Raw genomic sequence first — 19,685 nt, 5'->3', positions numbered from 1 at the left:
GCGTTTGTTTTTTTCTGTTTCCATTCAGTGCATTGTCTTTATGAGTTCAAATAGCTTTAGTATGCTCTCTGGAAATGTGCGGTCTTTCATGGTACTTAAGTATACATTCCGATTGAGAAACTGACTGTGTACTCGGCGTGCTAGTAGGCGATCTGATAAATGATGTGTGACATATTGTTCAGGTAGGATGGCAATTCCTAGTCCTTCATCTACTAATACTTTTATCATTTCAAATCTTTCTATTTTATATTGAATATGCGGTGTGACATTTTCCTGTTCAAACGCTTTTAATATTTGTGCGCTCGTTTGAAATTCTGGCATACCTATTATTAAGGATTCTTCTGCAAAGTCTACTAGCGATATTTTCTCCTTCGTAGCGAAAGGGTGATCTCTTTTGATTAACACGAAATACGGTTCGGTATATAATAATTCACTTTTTATTTCAAGATCTATAATATGTTGATTCGTAATAACAGCGTGCACATTTAAATCTAATAGTGCTTGACGGACGGTTTGATTGTACAGTGTGTCCATTAATGTAATCTGGTTATGTGGGTATTGTTTTTTGTATGCAGTAATTACTTGTGAAAACCAGTAATTAGCTGACTCAATCATACCTAATCGAATTTCTAACTGTTCGCCTTTTGCTAACTCTTTCAACTCAGTATCCATTACTTCAAATTGAGCAAGTAAACTTTTCGAACGTTCATAGAATTGCTGTCCTAGTTCCGTTAATTGAAATTGTTTAGTTGTACGCTCTATAAGTGGTGCATTAATTTCTATTTCGAGAGTTTTTATCGCATTGCTTAGTGAAGGCTGTGATATATGTAAGGCTTTTGCAGCCCTTGAGAAACTTCGATATTTTACCGTTGCATTGAAGTAATACATCCTCCGTAAATCCATGCTACACCTCATTTATAGTTTTTAACTATTATAATATAAAAAAATAGTATTTGTTATTATAAATGAAAATAAATATAATGGAAATATGAATTTTCAGTTTATAAGGAGTCGAACATATTGTATATAAAAACTGATTCGAGTATTTGGCAAGGTCGCATTGATCATGAGACGGATACGACTTACTTTCGTTATCACCAAATTGTTCAAACGGAACCCACGGCAAAGCAAGGAATAGTTGGATTAATAGGTTTTTCTTGCGATGAAGGTGTCCGACGTAACAATGGGCGTGTTGGTGCAAAGGATGCTCCGCTTGAGTTACGCAAGCAGTTATCATCATTGCCTTGGCGCAATCAAGTTCATGTAGATTCGCTTATCGACTTTGGGGATGTCGTATGTGAAGGCCATGAGTTAGAGCAAGCACAACAGGAACTGGGAGATAAAGTTTCTGATATCTTAACAAATGGAAGGGCTATCATACTTGGTGGTGGACATGAAACGTTATACGGACAATATTTAGGGGTGCGTAAAGCAGCAGGTCCAGATGCTTCCATAGGTTTACTTAATATCGATGCGCACTTTGATATGCGTTCTTATGACAAACAAACCTCTTCTGGCACCATGTTTAAGCAAATTTTAGACGAGGATCCAAACGCACACTATTTCGTATGTGGCATCCAACAATATGGCAACACGACGGCGTTATTCGATACAGCTGATCACTATAATGTGCAGTACTTTTTAGATGAACAATTGGATTCTTCTCAGTTCACCAAAGATTTAAATGATTTCATGGATGCACATGATGTAGTGCTGGTTACTTTATGTATGGATGTCTTAAATGCCTCAGAGGCTCCAGGCGTCAGTGCACCATCGCCGTTTGGTTTATCCGCTTTAAAGGTTCGCGATATTTTACGTCAGATGGTCTCGCATAAAAATACAGTAAGTTTCAGCATCTGTGAGGTTAACCCGTCACTTGATATAAACAATCAAACAGCAAAGTTAGGGGCTTACTTTATTAATGAAGTAATTATGAATAGTTTTAAATAAGCAAAGGGGGATGTATATGGAGTTAAATCAAATTACAACACTATGTCTAGCAGTAACATTATTTTTAGTAGGGTCCTTTTTAGTTAAAAGGGTAGGTTTTTTAAATCGTTTTTGTATTCCAGCTCCTGTTGTAGGTGGTTTACTATTCGCTATTTTGGTAACGGTTTCAAAAGGTTTTGGCATATTCGAAATTACATTAGACACATCACTACAATCCATTTTCATGATCACATTCTTTACAACTATTGGGCTCGGAGCTAGTTTCAAACTTGTTAAGTTAGGTGGAAAATTGTTAGTAATCTATTGGCTAGCATGTGGATTCTTAGCTTTAATGCAAAATGTAATAGGTGTTTCTTTAGCAAAAGTGATGGATCTTCATCCTTTAATCGGGGTGATGGCTGGAGCTGTTTCCATGGAAGGGGGACATGGTGCAGCTGCCGCTTTTGGTGAGACAATTGAAGGCTTAGGTGTCCCTTCTGCAGTATCAATAGGAATGGCTGCAGCTACCTGTGGACTAGTAGCCGGTGGATTAGTTGGGGGTCCAGTAATTCAATATTTAATTCGCAAATTTGACTTGAAGCCATCTTCTGAGGAAACAGAAGCATATGTTGAAAAGTCACAACATCCGATTACAGAGAAATCGTTCATGATGCAAGTTTTCTTAATCACTTTCTGTATGGCTGCTGGAACATACGCAGGCGAATGGTTCTCTACTTTGACTGGATTTGTATTACCTGGTTATGTGGGTGCCATGTTCGTAGCAGTAATTGTTCGTAATATAGCAGACCGTTTTAAGCCAGAATTGATTAACATGAAAGAAATCAATTTAATCGGCGATATTTCCCTAGGTATCTTCCTATCAATGGCATTGATGAGTATAAAACTATGGGAAATCGCAAACCTAGCCTTACCGTTATTTATCATCGTATTAGTTCAAGTAGTATTCATCGTATTATTCGCGGTGTTCGTGCTTTTCCGTTTACTCGGAAAAAACTACGATGCAGCAATTATGGTGTCGGGTTTCCTAGGTCATGGACTTGGGGCGACGCCAAACGCAATGGCAAATATGTCTGCTGTTGTTTCTAAATTTGGTCCTTCACGTAAAGCGTTCTTAATTGTTCCGATTGTAGGAGCGTTCTTAATTGACGTTTTCGGTATGCCAATTATAATTACGACTATTAACCTTTTTAAATAGATTAAAGGCATTAACAGAAAATAGAATTCAAAAAGCGCAGACTCTTGAAATTCAAGTGTTTGCGCTTTTTTATTTTAACAATATGTAAGAAACAGTCATGTTGGTTAGCTACATAGGGAACATATTACTTTATAAACGCTACAGCTCGTACAGGTGAAGCCGTTGCATTTTTTAGATTGAGTGGTAGTGCCATGAAAGTGAAGCGTTCATTTAAAGGAAGCTGATGAAGATTGACTAGGTTTTCTACTATATAAATAGGTACACTTAATAGCTTTAAATGTACTTCACGCATCATATTGTCGTGAATGTCGATATTGGCCAAATCTAATCCCACACATTTTACTTGTTTTTCTAGGAGCCAATCACCAGCACAAGGTGCAAAGGCATGCTCTTCATAAAATGAGCCTTCTCCCCATGGAAGTTTACGAGTGCGAGTGAGGACAATATCATTAGGTTGAACAGTAATACCTTGCCGTTTTTCAGCTTCTTTTAACATTTCACGTGTTACCGCCTGAAAAGGATCTTTAAAATCGGACACATCTAATAGTACAGCTTCCCCGTAAGCTTTAGATAGATCCATTTCAGCAGTAGATTCACCGTCGCGCATAAAATGTAACGGTGCATCAATATGCGTGCCACTATGATCGGACATTTTCAGCATACGAGATTCAAAACCTTCACAGGGAGCCACATAACGATGTCCAGAGTTTTCAAAAGTAGATTCCTCTGCAATAGCTATTGGAGGATGTGAAGTATAAGAGCGAAGTCCATCGTAAATTTCTAAAGATAAATCAATTAGTTTCATAAAAATTCCTCCTTACATTTTAATAACGACTTTCCCTGAGGCTTTGTTTAACGCACTTTCAAATCCTTCCAGGCAATTATTGAATGGCACTGTTTGTGCGATTAGTTTTTGGAAAGGGAATCGAGCATCTGCTGCAAGTGATAAAACGGCTTCATAATTTGATTGGGTAATACCGTAGCTACCTTTAATACTGATTTCACCACGAACGATTTGATCCATTGGAACAGAAAAATTAGCAGGATTAATACCAACTAAAATAAGTTCTCCACCTCGTTTTAAAAGGCGAAGTGCTGTATTTGGAATAGTCGGATGTCCTGAACAGTCAATAATAGCATCAAAACCTTTGAATTGTTCATGTGGAATATCCTCTACATTTTCATAAACTGCAGAAACTCCTATATCTTTGGCAAGCTGAAGACGATCTTTATCATCAGTAGTACCTAACATCACCACTTGTGGATTACCAAATCCGACTAAGATAGCTGCTGCCCCTAAGCCAATCGGTCCTGGACCAACTACTAGAATTGATTTTTGTGCAAAATTTTCTACTTTTACAATAGCAGTATAACTGACTGCTAAAGCTTCTGAGATTGCAGCAACCTCATCCGTTACTTCATCCTGGATTGGGATTAGGTTTTTATTGTCCACAATCATGTATTCTGCCATTCCACCCGGTTCGCGAAAGCCATAACGTAATGCTTCCGTTGGTGTTTTTATATATTTATAATCATCGAAATCACAGCGGTTACTATCACCTGCAAGGCAGAATTCACATACGCCACAGCTTTTATATGGGTTAATGACCATCCGCTGTGAAGGGATTTCACCTTCAGCCACTGCAACGACTTTACCAGTTACTTCATGCCCTAACACAAGGGGATAGGTTACCCAATCATAGCCTCCATGCCCATCATACATATGTAAATCACTGCCACAAATTCCCACAGCATTTACTTTCAATAAGCTTTGATGAGGTTTTAATGTAGGTATTTCGAAAGTCTCAAATTTAATATCCTTTTGAGCCGATGAATTTTTTACAAGTACTTTGTTATGCATTTATTTATCCACCTCTTCATCCTTAGCTGAAACAGCCTTTATAACATTTAGTAAGATATCATCTTTCTGGGCTAGGTATTGTTTTTTGTCGATTGTGGACCAATCATAAAAACCTTCATTTGTCTTCATGCCAAATCGTTTGTTTTCTATAAGTTGTTCATGAATGGATAATGGTTCGATGCCATTTTCAAGCGTTGGATAAACGTAATTCACAATAGCCATATGCGTATCGATCCCGTTAATATCTCGCTGTTCAAGAGGGCCGGTATTGGCTAGTCGAATACCTAGGCTCCATTTAGCTATGAAATCAAGTTCTTCGGGTGAGACAATGCCCTTTTGAACAAGAGACATCGCTTCACGTGATAGCGCACTTTGAAGTCGATTTGCCACAAATCCTTGAATTTCTTTTTTAAGCAGTACAGGCTTTTTATTTATAGATTGAAGAAAGGACATCGTTTTTTGAATATGATGCTCATCTGTAAATGCACTTGGAATAACTTCTACTAAAGGAGTGATATGTGCTGGTGAAAAGAAATGTGTGCCAATCACTCGTTCCTTTTGTTTTACATTTTCCGCGATAGAACTGATTAAATAACTGGATGTGTTTGTGCAAAAGGTAGTAGAAGTAGGGAAGTGCTCTTCTATGCTTTCGAATAGCTGTTGCTTTACTTGTAAGTTTTCCGTGATTGCCTCGATTATAAAGTCTACTTCCTTACAATCCTCAATAGATTCCAAAAAAATTACTTTTTGAAAAGCTTCATCTGCCATTAATTCCTGACGACGTGCTATAAAACCTTCGTATAGCGATACTTTGATATGAGCGTCCAAAAAATACTTAGCTAGGGCAGTCCCCATAAAACCACCACCAATTATGCATACATGCTGCAAATGATTCATCTCCTTAATATTTCAGTACAGCTTGAACACCTACTGCATAAATACATATAGTTCTAAGATCTTGTAGTACATCATCTGTTGCGCCCATTTGAATCGCATTCGCTTTATGGATATCAATACCTTTTGGATAATGATCGCAAATGTTAATTGCGTATAAAAGTAATTCCTTTAAGAAACGAGAAACAGCTCCGTCACGCAGGGAAGTAGTGCGTAAATTGCTATACTTTAGTAATGCATCTGGTGCAAAATCGATTAAATAGGATATCCATTTTGGAAGCTGTTCAAATTCTGATTGATAATAGCTTACACACTCTTCTTGAGTTAAAAAAGCAGATATATTTTGTGGCTCTTTTGTAGTTTCCGTTTTTCCTGTTAGTTCAATCGCCCTCGTAATAGCCTCGATGCCGGATAACCAAGTTGGGATTCCACGAGAAATAATGGCAGCAGAAATTAGTTCCGCAATTTCATTGACGGTATTGCCTGCCTCAACAGCCATTTCCGTAAAGTGTAGCATTGCCTGTTCCTCACGACGAGCAGCAAATAGACCAACTAACAGCAAAGACTTATCTTTTTTAGATAGATAAGAATCGTTTAGCAAAGTGTGCATGATGAAACCTCCATCTAATTGAAAGAGCCATTGTTATGAAAACAATGACCCTTTGAATTTTTTATACTAAGTAAGCCCAAGCTAATGTAGCAACGATATAAATAATTCCTACATAGAACATAATCATTACTAGGAAGCCCATGATGTCTTTTAGTTTTAAACGAGATAGTGCTAATGCTGGTAAAATCCAGAATGGTTGTACTAAATCATTCCAAGCATTCCCAAGCATAACGGACATCGAAGTCTCTCCAAGTGAAGTTCCCAATTCTTTCGCTGCTTCAATCATGAAAGGACCTTGTACTGCCCAGTGACCGCCTGCAGATGGTGCAAAGAAGTTAATGAAGAAAGAACTAATCAAGCCCCAAAACGGTAATGAATGCTGAGTAGAGATATCTACAAATACTTTTGAAATCGTATCTACTAAGCCCGATGCAGCCATGATTGCCATAATACCAGCATAGAATGGGAATTGAAGAATAATCCCAGAGACAGTTTTAATACCATCTGATAAATGCTCGGTATATTTTGCAGGAGTACCAAGTAAAATAATCCCTAGGAATAAGATCATAAAGTTAAGAATATTTAAGTCTAATGACTTCCCACTAGAAAAATGTATTACTACGTAAATAATACCTAAAGTACCAATTAGATAAGAAAGTAAACGGCTATTATTTAGTTTGTTAGCGAGTGTATTTTCTTCTTCCAACACATTTATTTTTAATTTTTTCGTATCTGAGTGTAAAGCAGGATCAATTTCTTTCACATTTTTCGGGTCTTTCGGATGAAGCATTGCATTGAAAAGCGGTAATGTGATGAATAAGAAAATAGTTGTTAGAATCATTGGTAAACTAAAAATAGTTTCAGATAAAGCGATAAGTCCCATACTTTCCTCTAAAAAGTGTCCAGGTGTGGAGATTAAAATTGGAATAGAAGCAGAAAGACCTAATCCATAAAACGTGAAACCAGAATAAGCAGCTGCGATAATTAAAGGGTAATGAACACCTTTAACTTTTAATGCTAATTTTTTGGCGATTATTCCACCGATAACTAGTCCGAATCCCCAGTTCAAGTAACTACCAAATCCACCTACCAAGGTAGCAACAATAATCGCTGCCTTAGGTGTATGTACATAAGTCGCAATCTTATTCAAGAAGCGATCCGTAATTGGTGCTGTTGCTAGTACATAACCCATTGCTAAAATGACAGCCATTTGTGTAGTGAAGGCTAAAAGGTTCCAAAAACCATCACCCCAAGAAGTTGTTAAATTGAGGAATGAAATATCCTCAATTATTAGTGCTAAGATAAATGTTAAAATGGTTAATCCAATCGCAAATACGAATGGATCTGGCAAATACTTTCTCATAATAGATGTGAAAAAATTAGTTAATCTCTCCATATTAATCCCCTCTAGAATTGTTACCTTTGCAACAATTACTTCCATATATATTTTTGTGATTTGAAAAATTAAATCTTATTTGTATGACAATGCCTATTTTTCAGAATAACTATGCTAAAATGTATCTAGTTTAAATTAACGGAGGTTCTATTTATGCAACAATTAAATACCTTATTAGTGACTGCATATGCAAAAGCACCACAAGGTACAGCCATGTACGAAACCTATAAGCACGCAGGTATTGTGCTTGAAATCGATAAACTAACACATAAAATAGTTGATGCCGAATTTACATTCATAACAGAGTTAGCACAAAATTTCTTTAAGCGCATGTTAATAGATTTTGACTTTACAGCCGATATTAATATTTTGATCGAACGTATTGAAGAGCATTATTTAGCACCTTCAAGTGGAGCAGTTATAGTGGCTTTAAAATCTGCGCAGAAAAGATATCTAGAAAAAATAGCAAAGTAATCTTCATATAAAAGCGGTTACATTATCAGTTAATAAAAGAAAATTCTCTTAGGAGAATTTTCTTTTATTTTGATTGGCAATTTTCAACAATTGTTGTTATCCCAAGTCCACCGGCGATACATAGCGTAACTAATCCATAACGCTTGCCTGTGCGCTCTAATTCATGGATAAGCTTTGTCATTAAAATAGCACCAGTTGCCCCAATTGGATGTCCCATTGCAATAGCTCCACCGTTAGGATTTACTTTGCTTTGGTCTAATCCTAGTTCTTCGATAACGGCTAGTGATTGGGAAGCGAAGGCTTCGTTTAGTTCAATCACATCGATGTCTTCGATAGAAAGACCTGCTTGTTTTAATGCTTTTTTAGTTGCTGGAACAGGTCCAATCCCCATAATAGAAGGGTCAACACCAGCAGCAGCTTGCGCTATGATTTTAACCTTTGGCTGTAACCCTAGCTCTTCTGCCTTTTCTTTTGACATTACTAAAAGGGCTGCAGCTCCGTCATTACGACCACTAGCGTTAGCAGCAGTTACAGATCCGCCCTCGCGGAAAACAGGCTTTAACGTAGCAAGCTTTTCTACAGGTGTCAGACGTGGATGTTCATCGACCTTGAATACTTCTGTTGTTTTGCGTGTTTTAATCTCATAAGGTACAATTTGTTTTTCAAAGTAGCCATTTTTAATAGCATTTTCCGTGCGTAATTGACTTTGATAGGCAAATGCATCCTGAGCCTCACGAGAAATGGAGTATTTCTCCGCTAGGTTTTCTGCTGTTTCACCCATTGTTTTTAGACCATATGACTCTGGTTGAGAGCCAGGTTGGCTTTCCGTATTCGGATCTAATATTTGGCTATTTCCTACATTTAGTCCGTATCTGGCATTTCGAATATAGTAAGGTGCTGTACTCATCGATTCTGTCCCGCCTGCGATAATTACATCACTCAGGCCAAGTGCAATCTGTTGTGCGGCATTATTAATAGATTGTAGACCAGAACCACATTGACGATGTACCGTATAACCAGGCACTTCAATTGGAATGTCCGCACGTAAAGAAGCGAGGCGAGCAACGTTAGACTGATCAGCACTTTGTTTTGCTTGACCTAAAATAACTTCATCCACTTCACTTGGGTCAATTTGTGTGCGGGCGAGTAGTTCTTTTATAACAGCAGCACCTAAATAATCAGCAGTCTGAGTCATAAGAGAGCCGCCGAGCTTTCCAATTGCCGTACGAACGCCTTCTACAATTACTACTTCCTTCATGGTGATTCCTCCTCATTTCAAGCTATTTATAAATGTAGATTCTGTATTAGCTTCTACTGTTTCTAAATCGACCCCAGGCATTAATTCAACTAAATGTAATTGACCTTCGATGTATTTAAAAACTGCTAAATCCGTAATAATGGTATCTACACTACGTGTGGAAGTAATAGGGTAATTACATTCCTTCAATATTTTACTTTTTCCATCTTTAGATGTATGAGTCGTCGTGACAATGACCTTGCGAGCACCAACTAGTAAATCCATCGCGCCACCTACACCGATAATGTTTTTTCCTGGTACAGCCCAGTTGGCAATACGTGCCTGTTCATCCACTTGAAGAACTCCTAGGATTGCAACGTCGACGTGACCACCACGAATCATTGCAAATGATGCGGCGCTATCAAAGTAAGAGGCACCAATAGCTTCGCCAACTGCAAATTTTCCTGCATTGACGATATTTGGATCAATATCCTCCTCCGTAACATCCTCGACACCAAGCATTCCATTTTCGGTGTGTAAGTAAACATGGTTATGTTCCACGTAGTTTGCCACAAGTGTTGGGATTCCAATGCCTAGGTTAACAATTTGTCCTTGCTCTAATTCCTGAGCAGCACGTTTAGCAATAGCTTCTTGAATTGGATTAGCCATGTTCGATGACACCTTCCTTTGTCAAAATCTTTTTCGCAAGGATAACGCGATCAACGAACAGGTGGGGTGTAGCGATTTCATCACTTTTCAGTTCGCCCGCTTCCACTATTTCTTCCACTTCGACAATAACTGTTTTAGCAGCTGTTGCCATAAGAGGGTTGAAGTTACGTGCTGTTTTGTAATACACAAGATTGCCTAATGTATCTGCTTTATAGGCACGAATAATGGCTACGTCTGCTTGTAATGCTTCCTCAAGAACATATTCTTCGCCTTTAAACATTTTGGTTTCTTTACCTTTAGCCAAATTAGTGCCAAAAGAAGTTTTCGTATAATACCCAGCAATCCCAGCGCCACCAGCTCGAATAGATTCTGCTAATGTACCTTGAGGCAATAACTCAATCTCAATCTCGCCACGCTGGAATGCATCGCCTACATCTCGATTTCCAGTAAAATAAGAGCCTATCGCTTTTTTTACTTTCTTTTGTTCTAATAATTTTCCTAAGCCTTTTCCTTGCTCACCTAGGTTATTACTAATAATTGTTAAGTCTTTCACTTCAAGTTCTACTAACGTATCAATTAATGTCAGTGGACCGCCTACGAGACCAAATCCGCCAACCATTATTGTTTGACCGGATTGGACACATTCTAGTGCTTCTTCCGCTGAATTATAAATTTTCATATTTTTTCACTCCGTTATTTTTCAATAAGTGCGTCACTAATTTCAAACCAAGAGGGGATCCCTGCTGTTAAAAGACAAATGTATCCAAGTTCAGCTAAGCGAGGCTCATCAACGCCTTTTCCACGTGCTTTTTTTGCCCAGTAATCTGTTTCTTCATTTTTTAACACAGTAGTGTAAATACCGGTCATTAAAATGTATTTCATTTGTTCGTCGACTACGTTTGTTTCTAATAATTTTTCTGATAAAGCGTTTTCATTATCATCCACAAAAAGAGAAATAAGCTGTTCGTAGTAGTTTTTGCTAGCGTCTGTGGAAGCAAATTGTGCATAATAACGTACAATATCTACTGCTTTTGCATCGTGTGAAATTTTTTCCGCTTTTGTGCCAGTTAGCTCTAGCGCATATTCAAACGATTGAAGACCAATTTGTAATGCTTTTTCTCCGCCGTAGTTATAAGCTACAAGTAAATACTCAGCCAATTCTTCCAGCGTAGCACCACCATCAATTGCACCCTTTGTATGATAAACCATGCTTCGTGCATAATGGCGTGAAGAGTTAATGCCAACTAGTAATATATCTTTTTCTTTAACTGAAAGTACGCCTTCCGCCATTGCTGCTCCACGTAATGCAGTGTAATGATCTAGCATTGCAGGGTTATATTCATGCATTTTTTGAACCCAACCTGGTACAACATCGTAAACTTTCTTAAAGTAATCTAATCCAGTAGACATAATTTTTCGCTCCTTTTTGTAAAATAAAAAGGCCACACTAGCTCATAAACACAACAGTGTCTTTGATGAGTAGCGTGGCCAACAGTCAGGTGGGGAAAACAAAGAAAGGTTATTTCTCCGTAGCCACCTGATAGGCATTCCTTTTATGGTAAATTAATATTCACATAAAATTCGACAAATTTCAACCCTTTTTTATAATTTTTTTACAAAATCCTTTATTATCGGGTTTACATCGCTACGTTCTTCGAAAACAAGTGTGTAGTGATTGCTGTCGGATGTGATTTTATGAATATTTTTTGCGTATTGCTGTGTTTCAATATACGATTCAGCTAAAAATAACGCTGGCATCGTACCGATTCCGCCAGTTGAATGGACGAGTAGCACGGGGCATTCGACGTTTGCAAACACTTCTGCTGGCTTGTAATCATAGAAGCTTTGAAAGTCTTGACGGATTTTTGTTTCATCCGACTTGTTTTCCCAATGACCATCTACTTCAGCGATTTCATAGCGACCAACGCTTTCCATGTGCTCATCCCAAACTACACCAAGATTGCTATAGATTCTCTTAATTTCTTCCAAGTATGCTTCTGCTGTTTCATAATGTTTACTAATACGACCAAGAGAAGGCTCAACAATTTGTCGTTGATGATCCGTGCATGTTGCAGCACCATCCAGTAAAATGACACCTTTCACATCGTCACGTTTATTCGCAACATTTGCCATGATGAATCCACCCATAGAGTAACCCATTAATATCGGATTTTGTATATTTAGTGCATCGATTAATTGGATAATATCCTGTGTATGCTGTTCGATTCCTGTATTTTCTGGTGCCTCCGAGCTATTTCCGCGACCTCTTAAATCAACAGATATAAATCGGTACTCACCCTTCAGTAATTCAGCGTAGTAATGTAATTGTTTACTATTTCCTGTTAAGCCATGAATACCTATGATTACACCCTGTGTTCCTTCATAGTCTGCATAAGCCATCGTACCATCATTAACTTCAATTGAACGATATTCCATATGTATCCTCCTTTTGTACAAAGTATAGAGTAAGTTGTACACGTTCTTTCTAAAAATGTCAAAATAATTATTTCCTAAAGGGAAACAAATTTCTTATTTCAAATTAGCAGGTTACTATTTTTTAGTTGTTAGAGCTATTAACAATATTCATTGCTTCGCTAATCCTCGTAGCGTTTTCTTGTAGTATAGGGAGAAATTCTTTTATAAGTACTTCTTTTGAAATTCTGCCTGCATGGGTCGAGCAGTTGATGGCTGCAATTACTTTACCATTTGCATCTCGAATTGGAGCTGCGATAGAACGGAGACCCTCTTCAAACTGTTGGTCTACACCACCCCAGTTGTTTGTGCGAACGTCTTCTAATATCGTGCGTAATTGGTCTTTATCGAGAATCGTATTATCTGTAAATTTTTCGAGATTTAAATTGTTTAGGTATTTCTCTAGCTCGTCTTTCGATAAATTAGCGAGTAATACATGTCCCATCGATGTTGCATACGCTGGTAATCTAGATCCAACATCTAGGTTGATGGACATAATTCGCTTTGTGGATACACGTGCGACGTAAATAATGTCAGTGCCATCTAATATCGAAATGGAGCAGGATTCTCCAGTTTTGTGGACAAAATCTCGCATGAACGGGTGTGCGATACTCCATTTGTTATTAGATGATAAATACGCATAGCCAAGTGAAAGTGTGCGAGCGGTAAGGGAGAATAGCCCATTATTTGCTTCCGCAAAGCCAAGATGTTCTAGTGTCAGTAAAATTCTGCGAGCAGTTGGCCTACTAAGACCTGTTATTTTAGAAACATCGCTAATCGTTAAAGTTTTGTTATTTTGGGAGAAGGCTTGAATTACCTGGAGTCCTCGATCTAATGATTGAATATAGTCACCTGACTCTTTGAAATTGTCTAATTTTTCTGTTGACAAAAATATTACCCCCTTGTTAAGATGAATTTGTACGAATAAAGGATTTATGTACGTATATCGTACATAAAATAATTTCTTTTAGCAAGTATTATTTTCATGAAGTTTGATAGGTTTATATTTTTTTAGTATGAAATGTATGCGTTTACAAATTGGGTTATGGAGTTATTATTTACTAAATTTGAGGGGGACATGAAAATGACAGTAGAAACAAAAGTAGTGAACAAACGTGTATTAGAAGCGTACGAAGGTTTTGTGAAACATATGAAAGCTTTCTTGGATGAGCAACAATTCAATCATGAAGAGTATACGAATTTTGTTCATTGGGCTGATCGCTTAGGCAGAAGCGGAGAAATTCCTTTGTTCCTAGATGTATTCGTAGAAAGCTATGTTTTAGAGGCAAAATATAAAAACTCTCCAGGTACAGAACCATCGTTATTAGGACCTTACTATGAAGAGAATTCCCCTTTACTAGAGGGATCTAAAGTTGTTATTCCACAACGTGAAAATGAACCAGGAGACAAACTGAAATTCTTCGGTAATGTAAGCTCTGTTAATGGTTCAATTGGAAAGACAAAAGTAGAGTGGTGGCAAGATGATGCAGATGGACTGTACTCAAACTATGATTCTACTGCACCTGACTTCAATCTACGTGGTCAATTTTACACAGATGAAAATGGAGATTTCGAAGTAGAGTCAATTGTTCCGATTCCATACCAAATTCCAACGAATGGTCCAACTGGAGAATTTACATTTGCAGCGGGTTACCATGCGTACCGTCCTGCACATATTCATATTAAGTTTGAGCACGAGGGTCACGAAACATTAATCACGCAAGTTTTCTTTGAAGGCGATAAATGGTTAGAAACAGATGTTGCAAGTGGGGTTCGCTCATCACTTACAACAAAATTAATTGACAAAGGTGACCATAAAGAAGCAACGTTAAACTTCATCATGCGAACTAAATAATTCGTGCATTTAATAGCTGTCGAGTTATCTTGACGGCTTTTATATTTATAGAATCTCAAATTGTAGGGGACTTGTAAAAGTCGCTACATAATGTTTTTGGTAGAGCGAGCGTAAGGATATTCAAGAAAATCCATGAAGTTTTCATAAAAAAATGAGATTAAAAAGTTACATAGGATTGGGAGGAAAATATGAAACAGGTATTTAAGAAATTAAATCAGAGTATGTGGAATTCACATAAACAAACAAAAGATTTGGTGACAATGGCTAGTCTACGAAATCACAGCAATGCTGGGGTGGCAGTTGGTGATATGCCAGTTGAAAAAACGACAACTAATACTCAAGTAAAAAATAAACGAAAGAATTCTTATAGTACAACACAGTTAGTAGGACTCCTTTTAGGACCTCTCCTATTTCTATTAACGTTTTATCTATTGCCTCTACCGGGGTTAAGTGAAGAAGGGCGAGCTGTGCTAGCGATAACAGTATGGATGGCAGTATGGTGGATCTTAGAGTCAATCCCACTAGGAATTACATCGCTAATGCCGCTTGTTTTACTACCAGTGATGGGGGCACTTCCAGAAAGTGTGGCAGCGTCTAGTTATGGAAATTCTCTCATTTTCTTATTCATTGGAGGGTTTGCGCTTGCCTTGGCACTGGAACGTTGGAATCTCCATGAGCGTATTGCTATTTCTGTTCTTAGCTTAGTGGGAACAAGTACATCAGGACTAGTGCTCGGATTTATGCTAGCAACGGGTTTCATTTCGATGTGGGTATCAAACATGGCGACAGTTATGCTAATGCTTCCAATTGGTACAGCCATTATTGCTAAAGTTGTAACACTGATGAAAGAAGATAATGTGCATTCAATAGATGAAGAAACAAAATTTACAAAATCAATTATCTTTGCAATCGGTTTTGGTGGAACAATTGGAGGAAGTGCGACCTTAATTGGAACTCCGACGAACCTTGTATTAGCGGGCCTTGCAGGAGAACTATTAGGTATAGAAATTTCCTTTGCACAATTCTTTATATTTGCATTCCCTTTAATAACATTGTTAATGCTGTTCTCGATTTTTTATATTACTAAAATTGCTTATCCGATGAAGGTAAAAAAAATAAAAAATGGTCGTCAGTTTGTGTTTGACCGACAAAAAGAACTAGGTAAATGGTCTTATGAAGAAAAAGTGGTACTAGCGATTTTTTGTGTTACAGCCTTTATGTGGATGACGAGAACATTCCTTTGGAGCGATATCATTCCGGGATTAAGTGACACGATGATTGCAATGGTAGCTACAGTTCTACTGCATCTTATCCCATCCCCAAATAAACCGGGTGAACGTCTTCTCGGAGGTGAATCGCTAAAAAATATGCCTTGGGGCGTTCTACTTTTGGTAGGTGGTGGACTTGCGCTTGCTGCAGGCTTTAATGGGACAGACCTTGCGAGTTGGATTGGTAGCCAATTGCTATTGCTTGAAGGGACTTCGTATATCCTAATACTTGCTGTTACAACGTTATTAGGTATTGGAATGACCCAAATGACACCTAATACAGCAACTGTGACTATTCTTCTTCCAATAACAGCTGCATTAGCTTTGGCAGTTGACGTGCATCCTTTACCACTGATGACTGCAGTAGCGATGGGTGCTGGATTTGCATTCATGCTGCCTATCGGTACACCGTCAAATGCGATAATTTTTGCTACTGGTAAAATTACAATGATGGATATGCTGCGAAAAGGCACAGGACTTACAGTTCTAGCTTTTGCTTTAATTGTGTTGTTCGTGTATTTCGTACTTCCGTTAGTATTTGGCATCAACCAATTCGAATATCCAGATGCGTTAAAATAATTTGTAACTTAATTTAGGAAGTTTGTGTGAAAAAGAAGCTAATTTTATTGAGATAATAAGGAGTGTTGAACATGAAAATACGTTCATTTGATGTGTATATTTTAGATTTACCGACAATTCGTCCTCACCAATTGGCAATGCATACAATTGTTTCACAATCCGTTGTCGTTGGCTGTGTGACAGATGAAGAGGGACGAGAAGGTTGGTCAGAGGTAGCGACGATTGGTGGGGCCTCTTATGGGGAATCGACACCCGAAGCGATTAAAGCGAATATTGATACATATATTACACCTTTAATCATAGGGAAGGATCCAGTTCACTTCGACCGAATTATGTATGAAGTATCGAAGCTAGTTCGAGGGAATAATTTTGCTAAAACGGTAGTAGAAGCAGCAATTATCGATTTGGCTGCAAGAAGTAAAGGGGTTCCAGCATTCGAATTATTTGGCGGACAAATCCATACTTCCTTGCCAATTGCTTGGACGCTCGCAAGTGGGAAAACAGAGACAGATATTGAAGAAGCACAGGATTTTTTGAAGCAAAAGCGCCATAATATTTTCAAATTGAAAATAGGGAAGGGCGATCCATTTAAAAATGTGGAGCATGTTCGGAAGATTAAAGCTGCGGTTGGTGACCAAGCACGAATTACTGTAGATGTTAACCAGGCTTGGGACGAGGATACGGCTAACTATTGTATCGCCGCGCTCGAGGATGGTGGCGTGTCGATGGTTGAACAGCCACTACCTACTTGGAATTACGAAGGAATGTCTAGACTAACTAGTAGGTTCAAAGTGCCAATTATGGCAGATGAAGCAGCAAATAGTGTTCAGGATGTTTTTCAAATTGCGAAGCACCGCGCAGGAAATTGTATTGCATTAAAGCCATGTAAAGCAGGTGGATTAACGCAAACGAAGAAAGTAGCGGGCATTGCAGAAGCTGCAGGATTAGGTTTGTATGGTGGTACGATGATCGAATCTAGTTTAGGAACAGCCATTTGTGCACAGCTATATGCAACTATTCCGGAGATGAAATTTGGCACAGAGATTTTCGGTCCATTGTTGTTCAAGGATGATATTACGGTAAATGAAATGAAGTATGAAAATTTTGAAGTAGTAATTCCCACAGGACATGGTTTTGGTATGGAAATAGATCGTGAAAAGGTGAAGCATTACGCAAGAAAATAAGGGGAGATATTATAAATATATTCGCTTATTTATATATACCCCGAAAACACCCTTTTTCTCAATAAGAAAAAGGGTGTTTTCGGTAAAATTGATTTCCGTTCCAGGGACGCTTTCCGGGGGCACGGCCTGAGCCTGTAGTCTCAGGCGTCGCCCTGTTACGAAAATCAATTTAAAAAGCATCCAAATCTGTATGTGAAGACCGCTACAAGCATATAAATTTAAACTTCTATCCAGCCTATTTAGCGTATAGAAACCCTCGTATTTAATATTAGTGTTCCATTCCTTATTTGCTTCACATAGAGTCAATCAACGAGCTACGTTAAACCAACCTTCTATTTCTACTATCAATTTCCATAGTGGTGTTGGAATTACTGCTTGTTTCTGCTGGTCTAATTGCAGCTGATGTACAATTTGTTCTTCCTGACCATTTTGCACTTTTTCAACCCAGTGGGGATCTACGACTAGTGCACGGCCGATTGCGACAAAATCTGTTTGCCCTTTTTTAAGGACAAGGGCTGCATCCTCTGCAGTGTGAATAGACCCCACACCAATAAGAGGTACACGTCCATTAATGAAAGCAGCAATTTCTTCTGTGCGTGATTTATTACTGACCATTCCACGACGTGGTTTTGCCCAAGCATCTGTAGTAGCGATATGTACATAATCAATATCCGCTTCTATTAATGCTCCTAGCAAATCGAATGTTTCCTTCATAGTGATTCCTGGGGTCTCAGGATCTTCTGGTGAGAAACGGTAGCCGATTAAAAATGGCTTTGTTGCATGTGCAGCGATGACTTTTTTCACTTCTGTAATTATCGCTAATGGGAATGCTAGAGGAGCTACCCATTTATCCGAACGATGATTGGAGTGAGGGGACACAAATTGTTGAATTAAATAGCCACTTGCACCGTGTAATTCTATTCCGTCAAAACCGGCTACTATTGCGCGGCGTGTTGCTTCGCCAAAGTCTTGAATGATTGCTTCTACTTCTTCAAATGTAAGCTCGCGAGGAGATTGTTGGATACTATAAAAACCTCTGTCCTCTAGTGGTGCTATATTGCTTGCGCTAACTGTTTCACCATTAGGGATTAAATGTGGAACAGCTAAACGGCCACCGTGATATAACTGTACGATTCCTTTAGCTCCACCGGCATGGATAGTATCCGCTAGCTTTGTTAGTCCAGGGATTGTATCATCATGATCGATGCCCATTTGACCTTCGAAGCCTTTTCCATTCTTCGTCACATACGTGCAAGCCGTAATAATCGCGCCTACACCATATGAACGTTCTTTATAATAAGCATATTCTTCTTCAGATACGTAATCCCGTGAATCAGACGAGAAGGTTGTCATTGGTGCCATCATAATTCGATTTCGTACTGTTACTCCACTATTAAATGTAAATTCCTTAAACAGACTATTCTTCATAGTTATCTCCTTTTAAAAAAACCTCTTCGACAAGGAAGAGGCGTTTTGCATGTATTATAGGTAATTTTTCATCCACTCTTGGAAGTTAGCAATTACTGTATCTAAAAATTCAATTGTTCCTTGATCTGTCATTTCGCCGTTACCATTGAATTTTGTATGCGCTGACCCAACGTATACTTCATTCATTGGCAATAATGGTGAATTTAAACCACTAGCAAATAAAATATCTCGTAAGTGCATTTGTGCTTTTGCAGTACCTAAAGCCCCCATAGAAGCTCCCATAATCATAGAAGGTTTTCCGTTCATGACTTTGTCTACGCGACTCATCCAGTCAATAGCGTTTCCTAATACACCTGAGATTGTAGAATTATATTCTGGTGTTACCCAAAGAACAGCGTCTGCTGCTTTCACTTTTGCTTTGAAGTCTAATACTTCCTGTGGTGCATCTAATTCGATATCTTGGTTATACATCGGAAGTGGTGCTAAGTCTAAAATTTCTAGTTCAAACTTGTCCGCATAACGTGCTTGTACGTGTTTTGCTAATTGTAAATTGTATGATTCTTTACGGATACTTCCTACTATTGCTACTACTTTCATGATGTGATTCCTCCAA

The 19,685-nt window shown here is 38.3% G+C and carries 20 protein-coding genes; 6 read left to right on the top strand and 14 right to left on the bottom strand.

Features of this window, described 5'->3' with window-relative positions; genetic code table 11:
- Positions 1 to 24: 24 nt before the first annotated feature.
- On the bottom strand, positions 25 to 903 hold the full coding sequence (locus ACIQX2_RS15775; RefSeq protein WP_402852464.1) for a LysR family transcriptional regulator: 879 nt from the start codon (positions 901 to 903) through the stop codon (positions 25 to 27).
- Positions 904 to 1,020: 117 nt separating this feature from the next.
- On the opposite strand from ACIQX2_RS15775, the gene hutG reads away from it, so the two are divergent.
- Together hutG and gltS are read left to right on the top strand one after the other, a co-directional pair.
- Positions 1,021 to 1,950 (top strand): formimidoylglutamase, encoded by a 930-nt coding sequence (hutG, locus tag ACIQX2_RS15770; protein ID WP_402852462.1) that lies wholly within the window; start codon positions 1,021 to 1,023, stop codon positions 1,948 to 1,950.
- Between the two features lie 10 nt (positions 1,951 to 1,960).
- Positions 1,961 to 3,145: a sodium/glutamate symporter gene (gltS, locus tag ACIQX2_RS15765; protein WP_402852459.1), complete on the top strand. Its 1,185-nt coding sequence runs from the start codon at positions 1,961 to 1,963 to the stop codon at positions 3,143 to 3,145.
- A gap of 124 nt (positions 3,146 to 3,269) precedes the next feature.
- Here the strand turns inward: gltS and ACIQX2_RS15760 are convergent, their stop codons facing one another.
- The 5 genes from ACIQX2_RS15760 to ACIQX2_RS15740 form a co-directional block, all read right to left on the bottom strand.
- Positions 3,270 to 3,950 (bottom strand): cyclase family protein, encoded by a 681-nt coding sequence (locus ACIQX2_RS15760; protein WP_402852456.1) that lies wholly within the window; start codon positions 3,948 to 3,950, stop codon positions 3,270 to 3,272.
- Positions 3,951 to 3,962: 12 nt separating this feature from the next.
- Positions 3,963 to 5,006 carry a zinc-dependent alcohol dehydrogenase gene (locus ACIQX2_RS15755; protein WP_402852453.1) on the bottom strand — a complete coding sequence of 348 codons (1,044 nt, stop codon included), beginning with the start codon at positions 5,004 to 5,006 and terminating at the stop codon, positions 3,963 to 3,965.
- Positions 5,007 to 5,894, bottom strand: a complete 888-nt coding sequence (locus ACIQX2_RS15750; RefSeq protein WP_402852450.1) for a 3-hydroxyacyl-CoA dehydrogenase NAD-binding domain-containing protein — start codon at positions 5,892 to 5,894, stop codon at positions 5,007 to 5,009. It lies immediately after the preceding gene.
- A gap of 13 nt (positions 5,895 to 5,907) precedes the next feature.
- A complete protein-coding gene (locus ACIQX2_RS15745; RefSeq protein ID WP_402852447.1) occupies positions 5,908 to 6,510 on the bottom strand; it encodes a carboxymuconolactone decarboxylase family protein in 603 nt (200 codons plus the stop codon).
- A gap of 61 nt (positions 6,511 to 6,571) precedes the next feature.
- Entirely contained in the window at positions 6,572 to 7,906 is a 1,335-nt protein-coding gene (locus tag ACIQX2_RS15740; protein WP_402852444.1) for a short-chain fatty acid transporter, read from the bottom strand.
- A 153-nt stretch (positions 7,907 to 8,059) separates the two neighbouring features.
- On the opposite strand from ACIQX2_RS15740, the gene ACIQX2_RS15735 reads away from it, so the two are divergent.
- Positions 8,060 to 8,380 (top strand): DUF3870 domain-containing protein, encoded by a 321-nt coding sequence (locus ACIQX2_RS15735; protein ID WP_402852441.1) that lies wholly within the window; start codon positions 8,060 to 8,062, stop codon positions 8,378 to 8,380.
- 64 nt (positions 8,381 to 8,444) lie between these two features.
- On the opposite strand, the gene ACIQX2_RS15730 is transcribed toward ACIQX2_RS15735, so the two are convergent.
- The 6 genes from ACIQX2_RS15730 to ACIQX2_RS15705 all read right to left on the bottom strand — a co-directional run bounded on the left by ACIQX2_RS15730 (position 8,445) and on the right by ACIQX2_RS15705 (position 13,647).
- The gene (locus ACIQX2_RS15730; protein ID WP_402852439.1) at positions 8,445 to 9,638 is read right to left on the bottom strand and encodes a thiolase family protein; all 1,194 of its coding nucleotides are present in this window, start codon (positions 9,636 to 9,638) and stop codon (positions 8,445 to 8,447) included.
- Positions 9,639 to 9,650: 12 nt separating this feature from the next.
- A complete protein-coding gene (locus ACIQX2_RS15725; protein WP_402852436.1) occupies positions 9,651 to 10,286 on the bottom strand; it encodes a 3-oxoacid CoA-transferase subunit B in 636 nt (211 codons plus the stop codon).
- Positions 10,279 to 10,965 carry a CoA transferase subunit A gene (locus tag ACIQX2_RS15720; RefSeq protein WP_402852433.1) on the bottom strand — a complete coding sequence of 229 codons (687 nt, stop codon included), beginning with the start codon at positions 10,963 to 10,965 and terminating at the stop codon, positions 10,279 to 10,281. Before ACIQX2_RS15720 ends, ACIQX2_RS15725 begins: the two co-directional genes overlap by 8 nt.
- A 14-nt stretch (positions 10,966 to 10,979) precedes the next feature.
- On the bottom strand, positions 10,980 to 11,696 hold the full coding sequence (locus ACIQX2_RS15715; RefSeq protein ID WP_402852430.1) for a carboxymuconolactone decarboxylase family protein: 717 nt from the start codon (positions 11,694 to 11,696) through the stop codon (positions 10,980 to 10,982).
- A 192-nt stretch (positions 11,697 to 11,888) separates the two neighbouring features.
- A complete protein-coding gene (locus tag ACIQX2_RS15710; protein WP_402852427.1) occupies positions 11,889 to 12,722 on the bottom strand; it encodes an alpha/beta fold hydrolase in 834 nt (277 codons plus the stop codon).
- Positions 12,723 to 12,843: 121 nt separating this feature from the next.
- Positions 12,844 to 13,647, bottom strand: coding sequence for an IclR family transcriptional regulator (locus tag ACIQX2_RS15705; protein WP_402852424.1), 804 nt, complete (start codon positions 13,645 to 13,647; stop codon positions 12,844 to 12,846).
- A gap of 195 nt (positions 13,648 to 13,842) precedes the next feature.
- Between ACIQX2_RS15705 and ACIQX2_RS15700 the strand changes: the two genes are divergently transcribed.
- The 3 genes from ACIQX2_RS15700 (at position 13,843) to ACIQX2_RS15690 (ending at position 17,644) form a co-directional block, all read left to right on the top strand.
- Entirely contained in the window at positions 13,843 to 14,613 is a 771-nt protein-coding gene (locus ACIQX2_RS15700) for a dioxygenase family protein (RefSeq protein WP_402852421.1), read from the top strand.
- Between the two features lie 188 nt (positions 14,614 to 14,801).
- Positions 14,802 to 16,460, top strand: a complete 1,659-nt coding sequence (locus tag ACIQX2_RS15695; protein WP_402852420.1) for an SLC13 family permease — start codon at positions 14,802 to 14,804, stop codon at positions 16,458 to 16,460.
- 71 nt (positions 16,461 to 16,531) lie between these two features.
- Positions 16,532 to 17,644 (top strand): muconate cycloisomerase family protein, encoded by a 1,113-nt coding sequence (locus ACIQX2_RS15690; RefSeq protein WP_402852417.1) that lies wholly within the window; start codon positions 16,532 to 16,534, stop codon positions 17,642 to 17,644.
- Positions 17,645 to 17,950: 306 nt separating this feature from the next.
- On the opposite strand, the gene ACIQX2_RS15685 is transcribed toward ACIQX2_RS15690, so the two are convergent.
- Both ACIQX2_RS15685 and ACIQX2_RS15680 read right to left on the bottom strand, forming a co-directional pair.
- Positions 17,951 to 19,072, bottom strand: a complete 1,122-nt coding sequence (locus tag ACIQX2_RS15685) for an NADH-dependent flavin oxidoreductase (protein ID WP_402852415.1) — start codon at positions 19,070 to 19,072, stop codon at positions 17,951 to 17,953.
- Positions 19,073 to 19,126: 54 nt separating this feature from the next.
- Positions 19,127 to 19,669, bottom strand: coding sequence for an NADPH-dependent FMN reductase (locus ACIQX2_RS15680; protein ID WP_402852412.1), 543 nt, complete (start codon positions 19,667 to 19,669; stop codon positions 19,127 to 19,129).
- Positions 19,670 to 19,685 lie beyond the last annotated feature (16 nt).

Origin of the sequence: Psychrobacillus sp. NPDC096623 (genome assembly GCF_044762655.1) — a bacterium.
In the GTDB taxonomy this organism is placed as follows: domain Bacteria; phylum Bacillota; class Bacilli; order Bacillales_A; family Planococcaceae; genus Psychrobacillus.
The sequence above is the reverse complement of the archived record's forward strand: the minus strand, read 5'-3'. Positions and strand labels throughout refer to the sequence as shown.